Origin of the sequence: Klebsiella sp. P1CD1, from assembly GCF_003790505.1 — a bacterium.
GTDB classification, from domain to species: Bacteria; Pseudomonadota; Gammaproteobacteria; order Enterobacterales; family Enterobacteriaceae; genus Klebsiella; species Klebsiella variicola.
This window is the reverse complement of sequence record NZ_CP033631.1, coordinates 3085923-3105207: the sequence shown is the minus strand read 5'-3', so window position 1 is coordinate 3105207 and position 19285 is coordinate 3085923. Positions and strand designations below refer to the sequence as shown.

Genomic DNA, 19285 nt, shown 5'->3' with positions numbered 1-19285 from the left:
TCTGAATGCGTTAGCCGGCAACCCGGTCGAGAAACAGGGTGGCGGCAAGGAGATCGGCCGCGCCACCCGGCGAGGCGTTGTGCGCCAGCATCTGCGCATCAAGGCGCGACAGCGCGGCGCGACCGGCGACGCTGGCGCAACCGCCCGCCGCCAGAACCTCGCGAGCGCCTTGCTGCATAGCGTGCAGGCCGTTCATGCCGGCGCGCGACAGCACGCAGGTATCGCTCAGCGAGGTCATGATGGCCATCAGCGCATCAAGGCGCGCCTGCGGCTCGCTGGCGCCTCGCGCCCGGCTTTGCTGCAGTTGCGGCAGCGCCAGGGTGGTAACATGCGGAAATCCGCGCTGCGCTTCCTCGCGTGCGCCCGGCACCTGCCAGCGGCGGCTGGCGCGCAGACCCTTACTAAAGCTTTTCGGCGCGAAACCGTCCGGCAGGCGGGCAAGGGCGGCTGCGGCGGCGGCGATCGCCTGTGATTGACCCTCTCCACCCAACATCGCCACCGCGCTGACCAGCAGGCCCAGCGCCCAAATGGCGCCGCGGTGGGTGTTAACTCCACCTGTCGCCATCATCATCTGCGCTTCACCTTCGCGACCGAGGCGGCCGACGGTTTCGCGCAGGGCGATATCCGCCGGACGCTGCCAGCTTTGCTGCGCCAGCGCGTGAAAGGTCGGCTGCAGGCTGCGGGCGGAGCGTTCCATCAGGTCCAGATTAAGATCCTGATGCGCGCCGTTGCCGCGACTATCGACCAGGCCCGGTTTCGGACTCAGACGGGCTTCGTCAATCAGACACGCGCTGGCGGTATGCGCCAGCCAGCTGACGCGGCTTTCTGCGTGCAGGGGGGAGAGATTTTTCATTACCAGCTCCGGAATTTTGCCGGTGGGTTGTACAGTCCGTCGGACCACTCCACCAGGTCGGCGACGCTGCCGGCCGCCAGTAGCGAGCGGGTGGCATCGCTGCGGCGAATGCCGATATCTTCCGGGTACACCACTTTGCCGCTCTGGCGCAGGGCGGCGACGCGTTTGGCGTCCACCCCGAGGCCAATATCGGTGATCCCGGCCACCGCGGCGACCATCGCCCGGCGCTCTTCAAGGCTCTCCGCGCGGTACAGGTAAGCGATACCTTCTTCGGTCAGCACGTGAGTCACGTCATCACCATAAATCATCACCGGCGCCAGCGGCATGCCGGAGGTTTTGGCGACGTCGACCGCGTCGAGCGTTTCAACGAAGGTCGGTTTCACGCCGGCCTGGAAGGTTTCGACCATCTGCACCACCAGTTTTTTCCCGCGCTGCATCGGGTCTGGTTCAGTGATCATATTGAGCCAGGCCGGGGTGGCGTGGCGGCGACCGTGCGGGTCGTGGCCCATGTTCGGCGCGCCGCCGAAGCCGGATAGGCGGCCGCGGGTGACGGTGGAGGAGTTAGCCAGGCCATCAACCTGCAGGGTCGAACCGATAAACATATCTACCGCGTACTGACCTGCCAGCTGGCAGAAGGCGCGGTTAGAGCGCATTGAGCCATCCGGGCCGGTAAAGAAGATATCCGGGCGGGCGCGGATGTACTCTTCCATCCCCAGTTCGCCGCCGAAACAGTGCACGCTCTCCACCCAGCCGCTCTCGATGGCCGGGATTAAGGTCGGATGCGGATTCAGCGTCCAGTGTTTACAGATTTTGCCTTTCAGGCCGAGCTGTTCGCCGTAGGTGGGCAGCAGCAGTTCAATAGCAGCGGTATTAAAGCCGATACCGTGGTTAAGCGACTGCACCTGATGCTCCGCGTAGATGCCTTTGATCGCCATCATCGCCATCAGAATGTGTTCTTGCTTAATCAGGCGCGGGTCGCGGGTGAACAGCGGTTCAATGAAGAACGGTTTGTCGGCGACCACCACGTAATCAATCCACGAGCCGGGAATATCCACGCGCGGCAGATCGCATTCGTCGTCCACCAGTTCGTTGACCTGGGCTATCACAATGCCATCGTGGAAGGCGGCGGCTTCGACCAGCGCCGGGGTATCTTCAGTACTTGGCCCGGTGTACAGGTTGCCTTTGCGGTCGGCTTTATAGCCCGCGATCAGCGCGACGTTTGGCGACAGATCAACGTACAGGCGGGAGTAGAGTTCGATATAGGTGTGGATGGCGCCGATTTCGAGCAGGCCATCTTCCAGCAGCTGCGAAATGCGCAGGCTCTGGGTGCCGGAGAAAGAGAAATCCAGTTTACGGGCAATGCCTTTTTCAAACAGGTCCAGATGCTCGCTGCGCCCGACGCTGGGCATAATCATATGCAGGTCGTGAATTTTTTGCGGATTGACCTCGGCGAGCATGCGGGAGAGGAAATCAGCCTGTTTCTGGTTGTTGCCTTCCAGCACCACCCGATCGCCCGGGGCGAGCAGATTTTCCATTACGCTGACCAGCTGGTCAGTGGGGATGACTTTGCCGGCGATCTTCGCTTCGGCCAGCCGCCGCTGTTTTTCCGTCCGGCGACGGTTCCAGACCCGCGCCGTCGTTTGTTCAGCATTCATTGTTAACCTCCTGATTCGACAAATCGTTTTGTTTGTCCTGGTGGAAGTTAGTGTGCGATGCGCGGCGCTGCGCATCAATTAAGGACGGCGGCTAATTGTTAGCTTTAGAGTAACGATTGGGTCTTACCGTTTGTGATAGGGATCAATAATACGAAAGGCGTAGTGGTCTAAGAGAAGAGCGCAGGTGAGCAAGCCGGCCGGCACTCGGCCGGCCGTGAGAAGGGGTTATTCTTTGCTGACATCACTTAATAAGAAAGCAATACTCTGACCGCCGCTGGTCTGCTCGAGGGCAATTTTGGCGATAATCGTCAGTGGCACCGACAGCAGCATGCCGACCGGGCCCAATAGCCAGCCCCAGAAGATCAAGGACAGAAACACTACCAGCGTGGAGAGCCCCAGGCCACGTCCCATCACCCGTGGCTCCAGAATGTTGCCGAACACCAGGTTGACGATCAGGTAGCCGGCCAGGACCACCAGCGCCTCGTACAGCCCGCCAAACACCAGTACCTGCAGGATCGGCGGGATGGCCGCCAGCACCGAGCCAATATTGGGAATATAGTTGAGCGCGAAGGCCAGCAGTCCCCACATGAAGGCGAAGCGCACGTCCAGCAGCACTAGCATGCCCCAGACCACCAGGCCGGTCACCAGGCTAATCGCGGTTTTCAGCACCAGATAATGCGACACGCTGTCGATGGCCCGCTGAATGGCGCCCATCCCTTCAACCGGACGGGACATCAGCTGTTGCAGCTTGGCGGGAAGCTGGGGGACCTCCAGCAGCATAAATACCACCGTCAGCAGCAGCAGAAAAATCGAGGACATCGCGTTCGACAGCTGAGTGAGCAGGCTGGTGACCAGCGTCATCACCGCGTTAGGGTCGATGTATTTATTCAGCTCCACCACCGAGACGGTGAACCCCATGCGCTGCAGCCAGGGGGCGATGGTTTGCATCGGCTCGTAGAGATAGTTGCGATATTGCGGTAAGGTGCGCGCCAGCTCGTTAAGCGAGGTCCCCAGTGAGGCCAGCAGCACAATGGCCAGCATGACGATGAGGCCAATCAGCATCGAGATCGCCAGCACGCGCGGGACCCGGCAGCGGACCAGCAGTTGTACCAACGGATTAATGATCACCGCCAGAAAGAGGGCGAGAATAAAGGGGACAATAATGTCCGCCGCAAAGCGAATGCCGGTAAGGATGATCACCAGCATGCCCAGCATGATGACCATCTTTAATCCGTTAAGTGTAATAATGGGTTTAGCCATAGGTCCCGACCTCAATCTTCCTTGCCTATTAACAGGTTGCGTTACATTAGCATAATGACGTTTTTTTGCAGAAAAAACGCATTGAAGCAAAACGGCGGCGTAAAGAATTGCAAATTCTTTGAATTAAATGTAGCACTATGCTACAAATTTATCTGTGTATAACTACTGAGGACAATTTTCATCCGCAACGGACGAGAAGCAACACCGCGGATAATTGTAATTTTATGGACAATCAGTTCAGGATGTATATTTTAAACCACCCCGCAGTCTCTCTCTCTTTTTCCCGTTTTGCCGGCGAGCAGCACTGGCATTCGGCGCTATAGTCACCTTCTCTCTGCCTGAGCTGGCGCCAAGCGCACAGCGAAATCTACGTCAGAAATTTTCCTGTTTACGCCTCGCGTAAACGGTAATGGATTATATTCTCAAGCAGGAGAAGGGATCATGTTTTATTGGATTTTATTAGCTTTAGCTATTGTTGCTGAAATTACCGGCACCTTGTCGATGAAATGGGCGAGCGTGAGCGGTGGTCATACCGGTTTTATTTTAATGCTGGCCATGATTGCTCTGTCATATATTTTTCTTGCCTTTGCGGTTAAAAAAATTGCCCTGGGTGTGGCCTACGCGCTATGGGAAGGGATCGGCATTTTGCTGATTACCGTGTTTAGCGTGCTGTTGTTTGATGAAAGCCTGTCGCCGCTGAAGATCGCCGGCCTGACCACCCTGGTGGTGGGGATCGTCTTAATTAAGTCCGGCACCCAGAAAAAAGCGTCGTCAAAGCAGGAGGTGGCCCATGCAGCAGTTTGAGTGGATCCACGCCGCGTGGCTGGCCGTCGCCATCGTGCTTGAAATCATTGCCAACGTCTTTTTGAAGTTTTCCGATGGCTTCCGCCGCAAGGTCTACGGCATCCTGTCCCTGGCGGCGGTGCTGGGCGCGTTCAGCGCCCTGTCGCAGGCGGTTAAAGGGATCGATCTCTCGGTCGCCTATGCGCTGTGGGGCGGCTTCGGTATCGCGGCTACCATCGCCGCCGGCTGGGTGCTGTTTGGTCAGCGCCTGAATAACAAAGGCTGGGCGGGGCTCATCCTGCTGGTGGCCGGCATGGTGTTAATTAAACTCGCCTGACGTCTCGCCGCCTGCAAAGCCAGGCGGCAAAACAGGTCCTCTGTAGTATGCTTAACTCAAGATCAGCCCCTCGCTGATAGTGTGCCTGGTGACGATGAGGACTGCGCATGTTCACTGCTTTCGGCTGGCGGAAAATTCCTTCCGCCAGGACGTTGTCAATAATGATATTCCTCGCCGGCCTTGGACTCACCGCGTCGGTCATTTCTCTGCTGTATCTCTCACAACACCTGATTGCCAGCAAATCTAATGAAATCGATCAGCAGCGTTCGGTGCTGTCGGTGGAAGGGGCGGTACAGACCTCGGTCAATCGGGTGCTGTCGCTGGTGCTGGACAATGCCATCTGGGATGACGCGGTAACGCAGACCTACGCCCCGTCACTCGATCAGAAATGGCTGTACGATTCCTGGGGATCAGGCTTCAAAATCAATAACCTGTACGATGGCACCTTTGTCCTCGATGAACATTATCGTATCCTGTGGGGCGCCTTTCAGAGCCAGGTGCTGCCCCGGACTGACCTCTCATTTCTTGGGGCTGGGCTGACCAGTCTGATCCGCTCTCATGCACAGGCATTGCGTGAGGGAAAAAACGCCTTTGCCGGTATCACGCGCACGGAGGCCGGGATCGCCTTTGTCGGCATCGGCCTGATACGCCCAACGACAGGTCGGCTTCAGGTATTTGATGCGACGCGGCGCTATCTGGTGATAACCCGGCATATCAACCCCCAACTGCTGGAGCGCCTGGGTGACACCTTTCAGATTCGTCATCTGCATCTCGCCGAGGGGCCTGGCGCCTACCGTATTCCGCTGCGAACGCAGGCGGGTGAGGTGCTGGGATACCTGGCCTGGCAGCCGCGCCTGCCTGGCGCTGAAGCGGCGCAGGCCTCGTCAGGCAGCATGGGACTGATCGCCGGGGTGGCGGCCAGCCTGATCCTGCTGTTTATCCTTTTTAGCAGTTTGGGCATGTATAAGCTGGCGCGCGGGGAGCGTCAGGCGCGGGAGATAGCCATGATTGACTGGCTGAGCCGTCTGCCTAACCGGCGAGCGCTTCTGCTGCGGTTAAGCCAGGTATGCGAGACGGGGAAACACGATATTCAGTGCGTGGTGTTTATCGATCTGGATGGTTTTAAGGACGTCAATGATAACTATGGTCATGATGTCGGCGACGCCCTGATCCGCCATATCGCCAGCGCCCTACAGACGCGGGTACCGACGGGGGCCATGCTGGCGCGGATGGGCGGGGATGAGTTCGCCATGGCGGTGAGCGGCGCAAAGGCGATTGACCGGGCGGCGGCGTTCGCCTGGGCAGCGCTGGAGCTGCTGAAAGCGCCAGTGACGCTCAGCAAACGCAAAATTTATATCGGCGCCAGCATTGGCATCGCCAGCGGCGCCCCGGCGGAATGTTCCAGTACCGAGCTGTTTCGCCGGGCGGATATCGCCATGTACCACGCCAAGAAGAGCGGGAAGGGGCGGACGGCCTGGTATGACGATGCGCTGGATGCCGTGCGGCGTCATCAACTGATGATTGAGAACGGCATCCGCCAGGGGCTGGAGCAGGATGAATTTGAGGTCTGGTATCAGCCGGTGGTCGATGCCGATACCCTGGCGATGACCGGCGTGGAGGCGCTACTGCGCTGGCCGCGACGCCCGCAGGGGGCGCTGGCGCCGGATGCGTTTATTGCCATCGCCGAGAGCAGCGGCCTGATTGATGCCCTCGGGCAGTTCGTTCTGCAACGCGCCTGCAGCGACCTGCAGCCGGTGGACGATCTCCTTTTGTCGGTGAACATCTCGCCAGCGCAATTTCGCGACCCGGCTTTTGAAAACCGGGTGATGAAGACCGTCGCGGCCTGCCGCTTTCCGCCGTCGCGCCTGCAGGTGGAGGTGACGGAGAGCTATGTGCTGGAAAATCCGGAACGTTCGCAGGCGGTGGTGGAGAATCTGAAGGCCCAGGGTATTGCCGTGGCGCTGGACGATTTTGGCACTGGCTACTCAAGTATTGGCTATTTACGCCGCTTTCGCTTTGATAGCCTGAAGATCGACAAATCTCTCGCCGGGCGGGTGGACAGCGATGAACAGGCGGCGGAGATGGTGCGCGGGACGGTGCGCATTGCCCGCGCGCTGGGGATGACGGTCGTGGCGGAGGGGGTTGAGGATCTGCAGCAGCTGACGCTGCTGCGGCGGGCCGGCTGCGACCGGCTTCAGGGGTACTATTTCAGTAAACCGATGCCGATCGCCGATCTGCTGCAGCGGCGTCAGTCGCAGGGGTGATTACTCTCCGGCCAGTGCTTCCAGCTTATCGCGAAAGCCGGTAACCGAAATGGCGCGGTTGTCAGCCCGCCAGCGATCCTGCGGACCGGGAGCGGAGCTTTGCACGGCGATCACTTGCCAGCCGTCCTCCGTTTTCAACAGCAGCGGCGACCCGCTGTCACCAGGCAGCGTATCGCACTGATGCGACAGCACGCTGTTTTGCGCCCAGCCGGTCACGATGCAATCCTGATGGCTGTACAGATTATCCAGATGATCCTCCGGATATCCCGATTGGGTCACTTTACGGTCCGCTGCCTTCAGCGCAGCGGTGAGATCGGCCTTGCTACCCGGGAAGAGTGGGATCGGCGTGATGCCCGAGGGAGCATAGCGCAGTACGATCAGGCCAAAATCTGACGGCGCCGCGGCGGAGGGCACGATCCAGCCATCGCCATCGGCCTTCAGGCGCTTACCTAAGGCCGGATCCACTCGCCCTTCAATGCCGTGAATTTCATATACCCAGCCGCCCTTGCGCGAAATAAAGCGCAGAGCAACCGCTTTGTCCGGTTTGCCGCGCGGAGGCGTCAACAGACAGTGGCCAGCGGTCAGCGCCAGGTGAGGGGAGATAAGCGTCGCTGTGCACAGATTGCCGCTGGCGGTTTCCAGTTGGCCGATCGCATCCCACGGGCTTTCCTCGGGGTGGCTCACCGCTTTTCGGTCATCATGGCCGAAAAACAGCGTCTTAATATCTTTGGCGCTCAGTCCGCTATCATCGGCATGTGCGCCCAGAGGTAACAGATAAAATGAACACAGCAATAACAGAACGTCTCTACGCATATCACTCTCTGGGGAGGCTATGATGTCTATTGACAGTAGCAGGAGATTTAAGTTTTTGAAAGTAAACAATAATTCTAATCAGACCAAACCGCTGCCATCAGGCGAGGCGGGCTGACGCTGCCGCTGGCAAAACCGTCTGATTTCAAACGGTTAATGCCAGCTGATTGCTTTAGCTATTTCCGCAGAAAGCGACGTCCGACGCAACAAAATTCGTGTATCAGAACGTACTGAACCCGGCGAATAATTCATCAGTCTGGCATTGAGATTATTCCTGGTTTGCCAGCGATTCGCTGAAAAATAATGCGCTTACCCGCCAAAACTTCACCAGAATTCGCACTTCTTTACGCCTCTCGTAATTATTTTCAATGCGAAACATTTTCTCACCGAAAACGTTGTTACCGTCACTCCGCCGTTGAGTAAATAGAGAGGTAATACCGGCGATGATAGCCTGAATTCTATTTCCCCGACGTTGGGAGGGTATATGTCTAAAAAAGGTATTCGCGCACTGGTTTATGTTTCCCTGGTCTCAGTCGCTATCTGGGGCGCGACCGGTTATCTGGTGATGGAAGCGGTGCGCGTACTGTGAAGCGTCTGGTCACCGCGAGGTGGCCGGCGCGCGCTAGTTTATGACTACAGTGTCTGGCGTCTTCGGGCGCCGGGCATTTTTTGTGCCGCAGGAATTTCAGGGTAATGAGACGCGGGAAGGTGTCGTCAGCGATCGCCGTACGGTATTTATTATTCTGCAAAGCCAGCAGAAGCAGTAAATGAGAGCGTGGCGGAAATGATTAATAGAGGAAAAAGCGGGTAGCAACCACTGCGCAAATGATTAACAGGATCAGGATGAGCTCGAAACGATAGCGCCGCAGCATAGTGCTCTCCAGAAAAAACGGCGCTGAAACAGCGCCGATTATTAAGAAGGTTAGTTCACCGGGAGGAATTATGCTGCCGGCTGTGCAGCAGGTTTAGCGGCCTGGTGTTTAGTGGTTTTGTGGTGTTTTTTTGCAGCCTGCGCTTTCTGTGCTACCGGTTTAGCCGCAGCTTTGTGGTGCTTTTTAGCCGCCTGAGCTTTCTGCGGAGCAGCGGGTTTAGCTTCTACTTTTTTGTGTTTTTTAGCGGCCTGGGCTTTCTGGGCAGCGGCTGGTTTAGCTTCTGCTTTTTTGTGTTTTTTGGCAGCCTGAGCTTTCTGCTCTGCAGCTGGTTTTGCCGCGGCTTTGTGGTGTTTTTTGTGATGGGTGGTCTTGGCAGCAGTGCTGTGGGTAGCAGCCGGTGCCTGAGTGGTGCTTACTGCGTCAGCAGCGAAAGCGGCAGAAGAGAGACCCATAGCAGCGGCAACGACCAGAGCTAATACTTTTTTCATTCTGATATCCTCGAAAAGTTTTCTTAATTTCAACCCCACTGCGGGGCCGGTGAAATCACTATATGCTTGTCTTTTCGAGCTTTCCGTGAGTGTTTGGTATCGGCGTGTAACCGAATGTACAACACGCCTGGCCGTGGGGAGTGGAAGGACGCGCCGGGTAGCCCGGCGCGTACGATCACAGATAGCGGGCGGTAAGGTGTTCGCGGAAGTAGCGGCTGTTGAGATCCTCGCCGGTGGCCTGCTGGATCAGCTGCGAGGTGGAGAAGCGGCTGCCATGCTGCCAGATATTCTGCCGCAGCCAGTCGAACAGGGCGCTGAAATCGCCCTCCGCAATATCGCGGTCTAACGTCGGCAGCGCGCGCCGGGCGGCGGCCATCAGCTGGGCGGCATACATCGCACCCAGCGTATAGGAAGGGAAATAGCCGAATCCGCCGTCGGTCCAGTGAATATCCTGCATGCAGCCGTCCCGGTAGTTGCCGGTGGTCGACAGCCCCAGCCAGTGCTGCATCTTCTCGTCCCACAGCGCCGGGATATCATCTACTTCAATCTCGCCGTCAATCAGCGCGCGTTCAATTTCATAACGCAGGATCACATGCGCCGGGTAGCTGACCTCATCGGCATCGACGCGAATAAAGCCCGGTTTCACCCGCTGATTCCAGGCGACAAAGTTGTCGCTGCTAAAGGCTGGTTGATCGCCAAAACGCTCACGCACCGCCGGTAACAGGCGGTTGAGGAAAGGCTCGCTACGTCCCAGCTGCATTTCAAAAAACAGGCTCTGCGACTCGTGGATAGCGGTGGAGCGAGCGAGTCCTACCGGCTGGTCGACCCACGGGCGAGGCAGATTCTGTTCATAGCGGGCGTGGCCGGTTTCGTGGATCACGCCGAACAGGGCGCTGAGCAGGTCGTTTTCGTTGTAGCGGGTGGTGATGCGCACATCCTGGGGGACGCCGCCGCAGAACGGGTGAGCGCTGATGTCGAGGCGCCCGCCGTCGAAGTCAAAGCCGAGGATGCGCATGGCCTGCAGGCCCAGCTCGCGCTGAGCGGCAATCGGGAAAGGCCCCTGCGGGGCGAGTAATGTCTGCGTCGCTTGCTTAGCGACCGCTTGCCGCAGCAGGGAAGGCAGCCAGGACTTGAGGTCGGCAAACAGGCTATCCAGCCGGGCGCTGGTCATATCTGGTTCGAAAATATCGAGCAGCGCGTCGTAGCGTGAGCCGCCTCTGGCATCGGCGCGGATCTGCGCTTCCTGACGGCTCAGCCTGACCACTTCGCGAAGATTGTCGGCAAAGCCAGCCCAGTCGTTAGCGGGACGCTGGCTGCGCCAGGCGTGCTCACAGCGGCTGCCGGCAAGAGATTTTGCCTCCACCAGGCTCTCCGGCAGCAGCGCGGCCTGATCGTACTGACGCTGCATCTCCCGCAGATTGGCCTGCTCGACGTCATTGAGGTCCTGCTGGCGGGCTTCCTGCAGCCATTGGCCCACTTTTTTATCGGTCAGGATCTGATGCTGCAGCACGCCGAGCTCCGCCAGCGCTTCGCTCCGGGCGGCGCTGCCACCTGGGGGCATCATCGCAAACATATCCCAGCCAGCGATGGCGGAGAGATGCGAAAAGCGCGACAGGCGCTGAAAGGTACGGGTAAGCTGCTGATAAGGCGTATTTTCAGTCATAGTGGCGTTCGGTCCGTGACAGGTGAATGAACAGGTTATCGGTATCCTTCTACACTATCCTGATACGCCCGGCGGGTCGAGCGTTGCGCATAGGGGAAGGGAAAGACACATGGCGGGAGAATAAGCTCACCTCTGTGATCGGTGTGACAGAAAACGGTAACATATCGGTACTAAACTGTGATCGATTACACAGGTCTGGAGGTTAGGGGGTGGTTTATGAATCCGTTCACCTGGCTGTTTATTGCACTGCTGTCCGTTGATGCCGTCAGAGAGTTGATGGGCTTGTCTTCCATTATGGGCATGTGGTGAAACGTGGCCCGCAGGCCACGTCACACGCGACTATTTCAGTCGTTGATGTAAGCAGGTGCCGGTCAACAGCGCGGCAAGGAGCAGCAGCGCGATAAACCCACCGACGCCGTTCCAGCCGTAGTGATGCCAGAATACCCCGCCTAACGTCCCGGCAAGACTTGAACCCAAATAATAGCTGAACAGATACAGCGATGACGCCTGACCGCGGGCGCGGCGGGCGCGTGGGCCAATCCAGCTGCTGGCGACGGAATGCGCGGCGAAGAAGCCAGCGGAAAACAGCAGCATGCCGATGAAAATAAGCCACAGGGAAGAAAAGAGCGTCATCAGCAGGCCGCAGAGCATGACAGCGGTAAAGCCGAGCATCACCGGTCCGCGGCCAAAGCGTACGGTCATGGCCCCTGCCTTCGGTGAACTCCAGGTCCCGGTGAGATAAGCTACCGACAGCAGGCCTACCACCGCCTGGCTTAGCGACCATGGCGACATCATCAGCCGGTAGCCAATATAGTTAAACAGGGTGACAAAAGCGCCCATCAGCAGAAAACCTTCGACGAACAGCAGCGGCAGACCGCGGTCGCGCCAGTGCAGACGAAAGTTGATCAGCAAGTTTTTCGGTCGCAGCGAGGTCGAGCGGAAATGGCGCGACTCGGGCAGAATGCGCCAGAACATGATGGCCGCGGCCAGCGCGAAGCCACTGATCACCGCCAGCGCCACGCGCCAGCCGAAGAAATCGGTAAAGACCCCGGTCAGCAAGCGGCCGCTCATGCCGCCGATGGAGTTGCCGCTGATATATAACCCCATCGAAAAGGCGACGAAACTGGGGTGGATCTCCTCACTCAGGTAGGTCATGCCGACCGCCGCCACGCCGCTCAGCGACAGGCCGATCAGGGCACGCATAATGAGGATGCCGTGCCAACTGGTCATCATGGTCGACAGCAGCGAGCAGCAGGCGGCCAGCAGCAGGGCGGTGACCATCACCGGCTTGCGCCCGATGGCGTCGGACAGCGGGCCGGTAAACAACAGGCCCACCGCCAGCATCGCCGTGGAAATGGAGAGTGAAATACTGCTGCTGGCCGGGGAGACGCCGAACTCGTTCGACAGCACCGGCAGGATCGGTTGCACGCAGTAGAGCAGAGCAAAGGTGGCCAAACCGGCGGAGAACAGCGCGAGGGTGACGCGCATAAATTGCGGGGTGCCGCGCTTAATAAACTGATCCGGGCGGGATGCACCAGCGACGCTGACCTCGCCCGCCGGCACGGTGTCAACGGTTGTTGTACGACTCACAGAGAATTCCTTGCGTAGAAGTTGCTGCTTACCAACAGAATGTTGTGACCATTCAGCTCACATTTTTAGGGTATGAAAATGTAAATATTCTGTCTAATATATTAATAATCTCAAATAAGACGTTTTAAATATGAATATCGAGTTGCGTCATCTGCGCTATTTTGTCGCCGTCGCGGAGGAATTACATTTTGGCCGGGCCGCAGCGCGACTGAATATTTCTCAACCGCCGTTAAGCCAGCAAATTCAGATCCTCGAGCAGCAGACCGGCGCCCGCCTGTTCGCGCGCACCAATCGCAGCGTCAGTCTGACGGCGGCCGGAAAGCAGTTTCTCGCCGATAGCCGACAAATTCTTGCCCAGGTGGATGACGCGGCCGCCCGCGCTGCGCGTCTGCATCACGGTGAAACCGGCGAACTGCGTATCGGCTTTACCTCCTCGGCCCCCTTTATCAAGGCGGTATCCGATACGTTGTCGATGTTTCGTCAGCGCTACCCGGATGTGCATATTTTGACCCGCGAGACCAACACCCGCGAACAGATTGTGCCACTGAGCGAGGGGGCTCTCGATCTGGGGCTCCTGCGCAATACCCAACTGCCGGACACCCTGGCGTGGGAGCGGGTGCTGCGCGAGCCGTTGCTGGCGATGGTCCCGGCCGACCATCCGCTGGCCCGCCAGCCCTCGGTCAGCCTGGCGGCGCTGGCGCGCGAACCCTTCGTCTTTTTCGACCCGCACGTGGGTACCGGCCTGTATGACGATATCCTCGGCTTGCTGCGTCGTTACGGTCATACGCCGGTGATTGCCCAGGAGGTGGGGGAGGCGATGACCATTATTGGTCTGGTGGCCGCCGGACTGGGGGTGTCTATCCTGCCGGCCTCCTTTCAGCGCGTACAGCTCAGTGAAATGCGCTGGCTGCCGATCGACGAACAGGATGCGGTGTCGGAGATGTGGCTGGTGTGGTCGAAACATCATGAACAGGGAGCGCTGGCAAAACGCTTTCGCGAGTCGCTGCTGGCCTGGAAAACCGAGCACAATTGAGGCGAAAAGGGGCTGGAAATGTGCGGTAAATCACAAGGCTAAGTAAAAATTTGACGTTCACCATCGAAGTGCTTCACCATAGCCGAAAGTTTATTTCGAAGCGCGAAAATAAAGGGAGTCAATGGTGGTAGCGGATAGTCAACCAGGCCATATCGATCAAATTAAGCAGACCAATGCGGGCGCCGTGTATCGCCTGATTGATCAGCTCGGCCCGGTATCGCGTATCGACCTCTCCCGATTTGCGCAACTGGCTCCCGCCAGCATCACCAAGATTGTCCGCGAGATGCTGGAAGCGCATCTGGTGCAGGAGACGGAGATCCAGGAGCCCGGCAGCCGTGGCCGCCCGGCGGTGGGGTTGATGGTAGAAACCGAGGCCTGGCACTATCTTGCGGTGCGCATCAGCCGCGGCGAAATCCACCTTTCGCTGCGTGATTTAAGCAGTCAGCTGGTGGTGGAGGATCAGCTGGAGCTGGCCCTCACCGACAGCACACCGTTTCTGACCCGTATTATTGATCATATCGATCGGTTCTTTATTCGCCACCAGAAGAAGCTGGAACGGCTCACCTCCATCGCCATGACGATGCCGGGTATCATTGATACCGAAAATGGCATTATTCATCGCATGCCGTTTTATGAGGATGTCAAAGATGTGCCGCTGGGCGATGTGCTGGCCAACCATACCGGGGTGCCGGTCTACATTCAGCATGACATCAGCGCCTGGACTATGGCGGAATCGTTGTTCGGCGCCTCGCGCGGCGCCCGGGATGTCATTCAGGTGGTCATCGATCATAACGTCGGCGCCGGGGTTATCACCGACGGACGCCTGCTGCATGCTGGCAGCAGCAGCCTGGTGGAGATCGGCCATACTCAGGTCGATCCCTACGGCAAGCGCTGCTACTGCGGCAACCATGGCTGTCTGGAAACCATTGCCAGCGTAGAGAGCGTGCTGGAGCTGGCGCAGATGCGCATGGCCCAGTCGATGAGCTCGCTGCTGCACCAGCGTCCGCTGAGCGTGGAGTGGCTGTGCCAGGCCGCGCTGCAGGGCGATCTGCTGGCCAGAGACATTATCAGCGGCGTGGGTAACCACGTCGGCCGGATTCTGGCGATCATGGTCAATCTGTTTAACCCGCAGAAAATTCTGATTGGCTCGCCGTTTAATCTGGCGGCAGATATCCTTTTTCCGGCAATTTCCAGCTGCATTCGGCAACAATCGCTCCCGGCCTACAGCCAGCATATCGCGGTTGAAAGCACCCAATTTTCCAATCGTGGCACGATGGCTGGCGCGGCGCTGGTCAAGGATGCGCTCTATAACGGATCCTTACTCATACGACTGTTACAGGGTTAACATTTTTTCATAGTCACACCAAAAATTGCGCTATCTCAAGCCGACCTCTGGCGGCATCACGTAGACTTTGCCCACTGTTGATTATTTCTCTCCCGTATATTTCATCGACAAAACTGTGGGGTTAGTGATGTTTAAGCGTTTCTTTATTACAGGTACAGACACCTCTGTCGGGAAGACAGTGGTTTCCCGTGCGCTGTTGCAGGCACTTGCTGCCAGAGGCAAAAGCGTGGCCGGGTACAAGCCTGTGGCGAAGGGCAGCAAAGAGACGCCAGACGGTTTGCGTAACAAAGACGCGCTGGTGCTGCAGAGCGTCTCCACGCTGGCGTTGCCGTATGAGGCTGTCAATCCCATAGCGTTAAGTGAAGACGAAAGCAGCGTGGCGCACAGCTGCCCGATCAACTACGGTTTGCTGTCGGATGGTTTGCAGCGACTGGCCGGTCAGGTCGATCACGTGGTGGTTGAAGGCACCGGCGGCTGGCGCAGCCTGATGAACGACCTGCGACCGCTCTCCGAATGGGTGGTACAGGAGCAGCTCCCGGTGCTGATGGTGGTGGGGATCCAGGAGGGGTGTATCAACCATGCGCTGCTGACGGCCCAGGCGATCGCCAATGACGGGCTGCCGCTGATCGGCTGGGTGGCCAACCGCATTAACCCCGGTCTCGCGCACTACGCTGAAATCATCGATGTCCTCAGTAAGAAGCTGCCGGCGCCGCTGATTGGCGAGCTGCCGTACCTGCCGCGCGCCGAACAGCGTGAGCTGAGCCGCTACGTCGACTTAGACATGCTCGGCAACGTGATGGCGATAGATCGAATCCCGGCGTAACGTCCGCGACAGCACCGACGCCACCACGCAGGTGATCAGCAGGCCGGGCAGCAGCGCATACTGCCCGGTCATCTCACAAATCATCAGGGTCGACATGATTGGCGCATGGGTGGTGGCAGCCAGAAACGCCGCCATGCCGGTCAGACCGATCATCATAGCCATCTCTTCATTCCCCGGCAGCCATAGCCCGCTGACGCTGGCAAACAGCATGCCCATCGCCAGGCCGACAAACAGCGTGGGGGTAAAGACCCCGCCCGGCGCACCGGAGCCGCTGCTGGCCAGCACCGCCAGCAGTTTGCACAGGAAAACGCCGGCCAGCAGTACGCCGGACGGCGGTATCTGCAAATAGCTTTGCACCACGCTGTAGCCGTTGCCCCACACCGCCGGGGTGATGAGCGATAAGCCGCCGACAATCAGCCCACCCAGCGCCAGCTGCCACGGCGGCGTCAGTTTCAGTTTGACGAAGCCGCGATGACTGGAGTCCATCAGCCAGATAAACAGCGGGCCGCATACCCCGGCCAGCAGGCCAGTCGCCAGCATTAAACCATAGTGCAGCGCGCTGAGGTTCTGCTGCAGGACGACGTGGTACAGCGGCGCGGCGCCGCCGTTGAGAAACTGCGTCAACAGCAGGGCGATCACCGCCGAGATAACGACCGGCCCAAGCGAGGCCAGCATCAGCGTGCCAAAGAGAATTTCAGCAATAAACAGGCTGCCGGCCAGCGGGGCATGATAGGCGCTGGCCATCCCGGCAGCGGCGCCGCAGGCGACCCACAGCTTCCATTCAGTCTGCGGCGTGAAGCGGCGGGCGAACAGCGACGCTGCCAGCGCGGCCAGCAGGATCATGGCGCCTTCGCGGCCAATTGCGCTGCCGGTGACCACGACCAGCAATGACGCCAGCGATTTCACCAGGCTTGCCGGCGTATCGAAGCAACCGTCGCCGGTCTCCAGGGCTTCCATATAATCGGTGGCGGCATGCGGGCGCGCGATGCTGCGTCGCTGCCACAGCCAGAGAAGTGCCCCTGCCGCCAGGCCGCCCAGCGCCGGGGTAATCAGTCGCCGCCACGCCGGCAGCGACTGCGCCGCGTTGACCAGGCTCCCGCTGTCATTGCCAAGAAACAGCGTTTCCAGCACCATCATCGCATGGCGAAACAGCGCCACCGCCAGGGCGGCGAGAAGGCCAATCAGGGTGGCGATCAGCAGGCGGCGAAACATCACCTGCACATCAGGATAGGGATGAAGACGGTGCATCAGTCACGGCGAGGTTCGGAAAACATGGCCTTATTGTGATAGGGAATAACCTTAGATGCAAAAGCGATAAGTGCGGGTGAGGGGCTGGGAAGCGACGAAATAAAACCGCGCCGGATACCGGCGCGGTGAAGGGTTAACGATAGAGCGCTTTTTCCGCCACGGCGATCGGCAGATTCTCCTGCCACTGCGCCAGCGTTGCCTGCGCCAGCTGACCCAGCGCCTGGTAGAAGGGGTGGGCGGCATGGTCGACAAAGACGCTCAGGAAGCGCCCGGACCACGGCAGCAGGTGCCAGGCCAGCAGCTGGGCAAACAACGCATCCTGCTCCGTCTCGCACAGCCATGCCGCCAGCAGCAGCAGGGTGCCGAAATGATCTTCCGGTTCGTTACGCTCGGCGTCCAGTGCGATGCCGTTCGTGCGCATCCACTCGCGCAGGGCCAGCGTGGAATCGCCAAACAGCACTGACTCTTTATCCAGCCAGACGGATCCCCATGGCGGCGCCGGCAGGGCCCACGGGCCGATAAACAGGCGTTGCCAGGCTTCCGGTAATGACTCTTCCGTCGACGCGGCAAAGGCTGACGCCAGTGGGGCGGTTACCGGGAAGGGCCACTGTTGCTGCCAGCTGCCGTCCTGGAAGGCGGCGACCAGCGGCGCAATGTGCGCGCTATTCGGCGCATAAGAGAACAGCGCGCCCAGGGTGCGGGCGCTTAACGCGACAGCGTCGCGGTTTGGGATCGGCATCATTACTTATTCCTTTCTGCGGCGCGCGCCAGCGCGCCGTCTCATTAACCGGCAACCGCCATACCGACGGTCATATGCAGACCATAAAACAGGCCGCGACCAATACATTCCGCGATCAAGACCAACAGCAGGCCGATCAGCAGCCCCGTAGCGCGCGGCGGTTGGCGGCGGATCAGCGGACACAACCAGCAGCCAAGACCGAGAGCCAGCAGTATCAGGCGTAACGCCTGGAGTTTGCCGTAATCTGGCAGCAGGGTGGCTGCCTGCTGGACTGAACTGTGAATGGTACTGAGTCCGGCGCTTTGCATGATGATAACGACGGCGCCGATCGCCAGCGCGGCCACGCTGAGTCCGGCAAAAAACCAGCCGTTAAAGTTGACTTTCGCCAGCCGCAGCAGCAGGGCGGCGAACAGCGGCCCGCTGAGGAGCATCGTCAGGAAGAACGCGCTGGTAGTGTAGCCATTGTACCATGTTGGCACGGTATCGATTTGGTAAACCCGGGTCATCGCCAGAACAAACAGCAGCCCCAACAGCATGGCGATCACCAGCCAGACTTTACCCAGCGCCGCCGGCATTTTGCCCAGTACCGCCAGCAGCCACCAGAATCCTCCCACGGCGAAGAACAAGGCGCCGCTGGCGATTTCATTGCTCAGCGCCGAGGCGCCGACGCGGTTCAGCGAGTTAAACGCGCGCAGAGGCGAACCGAGATGCATCACCGAAGCCAGAAAACCAATGCCCATCAGCAGCCAGATAAAAAACATGCTGCGCACCAGCCGTTGCTGCGCTTCGCGCTGGTTTGTCAGCGATAGCCAGCCCAGCCCGCTGACGAGGGTCGCGCCGACCACGCATTGCCCCAGTACCGTAAACAGCACCAGCGGCCATTCATGCCATCCGCTTCCCATCTCACACCTCCTTTGGATTTGCCAGATAACCGGTGGTATCGCCACACGGACGGGCATTGGCGTTAGGTTTGATCACGATACTCGGCCTGGTAAAGTGCGCCGAGGGCAGCGGGGCCACTGCGGCCAGCTGGCCGTGCTTGGCGCGCAGCTCGGCAATCGGCCCGAAATCGAGCGCCCGCAGCGGGCAGGACTCGACGCAGATCGGCTTTTTCCCCTCGGCGACGCGCTCGTGACAGCCGTCGCACTTGGTCATGTGGCCTTTGTCGGCGTTGTACTGCGGGGCGCCGTACGGGCAGGCCATATGGCAGTAGCGGCAGCCAATGCACACCGCTTCGTTGACCACCACAAAACCATCGTCGCGCTTGTGCATCGCCCCACTTGGGCAGACCTTGGTGCAGGCCGGATCTTCGCAGTGGTTACAGGCGATGGAGAGGTAGTAGGCGAACACATTCTGCTGCCAGACGCCGTTGTCCTCCTGCCAGTCGCCGCCGGCATACTCATAGATGCGGCGGAAGCTGACCTCCGGGGTGAGATTCTTGTAGTCCTTACAGGCCAGCTCGCAGGTTTTACACCCGGTACAGCGAGCGGAATCGATAAAGAATCCATATTGCGTGCTCATG

At 59.1% G+C, this 19285-nt stretch carries 19 protein-coding genes; 8 read left to right on the top strand and 11 right to left on the bottom strand.

Annotation, left to right across the window (positions count from 1 at the left end; all coding sequences use genetic code 11):
* Positions 1 to 10: 10 nt before the first annotated feature.
* From DTA24_RS15555 to DTA24_RS15545, 3 genes are all read right to left on the bottom strand, one after another.
* The gene (locus tag DTA24_RS15555; RefSeq protein WP_060619331.1) at positions 11 to 853 is read right to left on the bottom strand and encodes a triphosphoribosyl-dephospho-CoA synthase; all 843 of its coding nucleotides are present in this window, start codon (positions 851 to 853) and stop codon (positions 11 to 13) included.
* Entirely contained in the window at positions 853 to 2508 is a 1656-nt protein-coding gene (gene mdcA, locus DTA24_RS15550; RefSeq protein WP_023340083.1) for a malonate decarboxylase subunit alpha, read from the bottom strand. Before mdcA ends, DTA24_RS15555 begins: the two co-directional genes overlap by 1 nt.
* Positions 2509 to 2733: 225 nt before the next feature.
* A complete protein-coding gene (locus tag DTA24_RS15545) occupies positions 2734 to 3768 on the bottom strand; it encodes an AI-2E family transporter (RefSeq protein ID WP_008805030.1) in 1035 nt (344 codons plus the stop codon).
* A 441-nt stretch (positions 3769 to 4209) separates the two neighbouring features.
* On the opposite strand from DTA24_RS15545, the gene kpnE reads away from it, so the two are divergent.
* The 3 genes from kpnE to DTA24_RS15530 all read left to right on the top strand — a co-directional run bounded on the left by kpnE (position 4210) and on the right by DTA24_RS15530 (position 7152).
* The gene (kpnE, locus tag DTA24_RS15540) at positions 4210 to 4572 is read left to right on the top strand and encodes a multidrug efflux SMR transporter subunit KpnE (protein ID WP_008805029.1); all 363 of its coding nucleotides are present in this window, start codon (positions 4210 to 4212) and stop codon (positions 4570 to 4572) included.
* A complete protein-coding gene (gene kpnF / locus DTA24_RS15535) occupies positions 4559 to 4888 on the top strand; it encodes a multidrug efflux SMR transporter subunit KpnF (RefSeq protein WP_008805028.1) in 330 nt (109 codons plus the stop codon). The genes kpnE and kpnF overlap by 14 nt, the downstream gene beginning before the upstream one ends.
* Positions 4889 to 4995: 107 nt before the next feature.
* Complete coding sequence (locus DTA24_RS15530; RefSeq protein WP_023340084.1) at positions 4996 to 7152, top strand: putative bifunctional diguanylate cyclase/phosphodiesterase; 2157 nt, start codon at positions 4996 to 4998, stop codon at positions 7150 to 7152.
* On the opposite strand, the gene DTA24_RS15525 is transcribed toward DTA24_RS15530, so the two are convergent.
* Positions 7153 to 7965, bottom strand: coding sequence for a trypsin-like serine peptidase (locus DTA24_RS15525; protein ID WP_012968314.1), 813 nt, complete (start codon positions 7963 to 7965; stop codon positions 7153 to 7155). It lies immediately after the preceding gene.
* A 626-nt stretch (positions 7966 to 8591) separates the two neighbouring features.
* On the opposite strand from DTA24_RS15525, the gene DTA24_RS28240 reads away from it, so the two are divergent.
* On the top strand, positions 8592 to 8729 hold the full coding sequence (locus DTA24_RS28240; protein ID WP_153690771.1) for a hypothetical protein: 138 nt from the start codon (positions 8592 to 8594) through the stop codon (positions 8727 to 8729).
* 173 nt (positions 8730 to 8902) lie between these two features.
* On the opposite strand, the gene asr is transcribed toward DTA24_RS28240, so the two are convergent.
* Positions 8903 to 9322 carry an acid resistance repetitive basic protein Asr gene (gene asr / locus DTA24_RS15520; protein WP_043875352.1) on the bottom strand — a complete coding sequence of 140 codons (420 nt, stop codon included), beginning with the start codon at positions 9320 to 9322 and terminating at the stop codon, positions 8903 to 8905.
* A 175-nt stretch (positions 9323 to 9497) separates the two neighbouring features.
* The gene (locus DTA24_RS15515) at positions 9498 to 10985 is read right to left on the bottom strand and encodes a carboxypeptidase M32 (protein ID WP_012541857.1); all 1488 of its coding nucleotides are present in this window, start codon (positions 10983 to 10985) and stop codon (positions 9498 to 9500) included.
* Positions 10986 to 11201: 216 nt separating this feature from the next.
* Here DTA24_RS15515 and DTA24_RS28885 point away from each other — a divergent pair, with 216 nt between their 5' ends.
* A complete protein-coding gene (locus DTA24_RS28885) occupies positions 11202 to 11294 on the top strand; it encodes a KPN_01571 family protein (RefSeq protein WP_004206050.1) in 93 nt (30 codons plus the stop codon).
* 30 nt (positions 11295 to 11324) lie between these two features.
* Here DTA24_RS28885 and DTA24_RS15510 read toward each other — a convergent pair whose 3' ends face one another.
* Entirely contained in the window at positions 11325 to 12575 is a 1251-nt protein-coding gene (locus tag DTA24_RS15510; RefSeq protein WP_110196380.1) for an MFS transporter, read from the bottom strand.
* 130 nt (positions 12576 to 12705) lie between these two features.
* Here DTA24_RS15510 and DTA24_RS15505 point away from each other — a divergent pair, with 130 nt between their 5' ends.
* The 3 genes from DTA24_RS15505 to bioD all read left to right on the top strand — a co-directional run bounded on the left by DTA24_RS15505 (position 12706) and on the right by bioD (position 15776).
* Positions 12706 to 13608: a LysR family transcriptional regulator gene (locus DTA24_RS15505; RefSeq protein WP_008805022.1), complete on the top strand. Its 903-nt coding sequence runs from the start codon at positions 12706 to 12708 to the stop codon at positions 13606 to 13608.
* A 124-nt stretch (positions 13609 to 13732) separates the two neighbouring features.
* Positions 13733 to 14953 (top strand): sugar metabolism global transcriptional regulator Mlc, encoded by a 1221-nt coding sequence (gene mlc / locus DTA24_RS15500; RefSeq protein WP_032691385.1) that lies wholly within the window; start codon positions 13733 to 13735, stop codon positions 14951 to 14953.
* A 127-nt stretch (positions 14954 to 15080) separates the two neighbouring features.
* A complete protein-coding gene (gene bioD, locus DTA24_RS15495) occupies positions 15081 to 15776 on the top strand; it encodes a dethiobiotin synthase (RefSeq protein WP_012541855.1) in 696 nt (231 codons plus the stop codon).
* Here the strand turns inward: bioD and clcB are convergent.
* The 4 genes from clcB to DTA24_RS15475 form a co-directional block, all read right to left on the bottom strand.
* Complete coding sequence (gene clcB / locus DTA24_RS15490; protein WP_104458820.1) at positions 15729 to 17024, bottom strand: voltage-gated ClC-type chloride channel ClcB; 1296 nt, start codon at positions 17022 to 17024, stop codon at positions 15729 to 15731. The genes bioD and clcB overlap by 48 nt on opposite strands.
* 133 nt (positions 17025 to 17157) lie before the next feature.
* Positions 17158 to 17766: a Tat proofreading chaperone DmsD gene (dmsD, locus tag DTA24_RS15485; RefSeq protein ID WP_008805018.1), complete on the bottom strand. Its 609-nt coding sequence runs from the start codon at positions 17764 to 17766 to the stop codon at positions 17158 to 17160.
* Positions 17767 to 17807: 41 nt separating this feature from the next.
* Positions 17808 to 18665 (bottom strand): DmsC/YnfH family molybdoenzyme membrane anchor subunit, encoded by an 858-nt coding sequence (locus DTA24_RS15480; RefSeq protein WP_023340086.1) that lies wholly within the window; start codon positions 18663 to 18665, stop codon positions 17808 to 17810.
* A 1-nt stretch (position 18666) separates the two neighbouring features.
* Complete coding sequence (locus DTA24_RS15475; RefSeq protein ID WP_008805016.1) at positions 18667 to 19284, bottom strand: DMSO/selenate family reductase complex B subunit; 618 nt, start codon at positions 19282 to 19284, stop codon at positions 18667 to 18669.
* Position 19285 lies beyond the last annotated feature (1 nt).

Excerpts from the sequence above, each read along its gene's own strand:
- clcB (WP_104458820.1), bottom strand. The coding sequence starts at position 17,024 with ATGCACCGTCTTCATCCCTATCCTGATGTGCAGGTGATGTTTCGCCGC.
- asr (WP_043875352.1), bottom strand. The coding sequence starts at position 9,322 with ATGAAAAAAGTATTAGCTCTGGTCGTTGCCGCTGCTATGGGTCTCTCT.
- DTA24_RS15530 (WP_023340084.1), top strand. The coding sequence starts at position 4,996 with ATGTTCACTGCTTTCGGCTGGCGGAAAATTCCTTCCGCCAGGACGTTG.
- DTA24_RS15475 (WP_008805016.1), bottom strand. The coding sequence starts at position 19,284 with ATGAGCACGCAATATGGATTCTTTATCGATTCCGCTCGCTGTACCGGG.
- DTA24_RS15545 (WP_008805030.1), bottom strand. The coding sequence starts at position 3,768 with ATGGCTAAACCCATTATTACACTTAACGGATTAAAGATGGTCATCATG.
- DTA24_RS28885 (WP_004206050.1), top strand. The coding sequence starts at position 11,202 with ATGAATCCGTTCACCTGGCTGTTTATTGCACTGCTGTCCGTTGATGCC.
- DTA24_RS15555 (WP_060619331.1), bottom strand. The coding sequence starts at position 853 with ATGAAAAATCTCTCCCCCCTGCACGCAGAAAGCCGCGTCAGCTGGCTG.
- DTA24_RS15525 (WP_012968314.1), bottom strand. The coding sequence starts at position 7,965 with ATGCGTAGAGACGTTCTGTTATTGCTGTGTTCATTTTATCTGTTACCT.
- bioD (WP_012541855.1), top strand. The coding sequence starts at position 15,081 with ATGTTTAAGCGTTTCTTTATTACAGGTACAGACACCTCTGTCGGGAAG.
- DTA24_RS28240 (WP_153690771.1), top strand. The coding sequence starts at position 8,592 with ATGACTACAGTGTCTGGCGTCTTCGGGCGCCGGGCATTTTTTGTGCCG.
- mdcA (WP_023340083.1), bottom strand. The coding sequence starts at position 2,508 with ATGAATGCTGAACAAACGACGGCGCGGGTCTGGAACCGTCGCCGGACG.
- kpnF (WP_008805028.1), top strand. The coding sequence starts at position 4,559 with ATGCAGCAGTTTGAGTGGATCCACGCCGCGTGGCTGGCCGTCGCCATC.
- DTA24_RS15480 (WP_023340086.1), bottom strand. The coding sequence starts at position 18,665 with ATGGGAAGCGGATGGCATGAATGGCCGCTGGTGCTGTTTACGGTACTG.
- DTA24_RS15505 (WP_008805022.1), top strand. The coding sequence starts at position 12,706 with ATGAATATCGAGTTGCGTCATCTGCGCTATTTTGTCGCCGTCGCGGAG.
- dmsD (WP_008805018.1), bottom strand. The coding sequence starts at position 17,766 with ATGATGCCGATCCCAAACCGCGACGCTGTCGCGTTAAGCGCCCGCACC.
- DTA24_RS15515 (WP_012541857.1), bottom strand. The coding sequence starts at position 10,985 with ATGACTGAAAATACGCCTTATCAGCAGCTTACCCGTACCTTTCAGCGC.
- kpnE (WP_008805029.1), top strand. The coding sequence starts at position 4,210 with ATGTTTTATTGGATTTTATTAGCTTTAGCTATTGTTGCTGAAATTACC.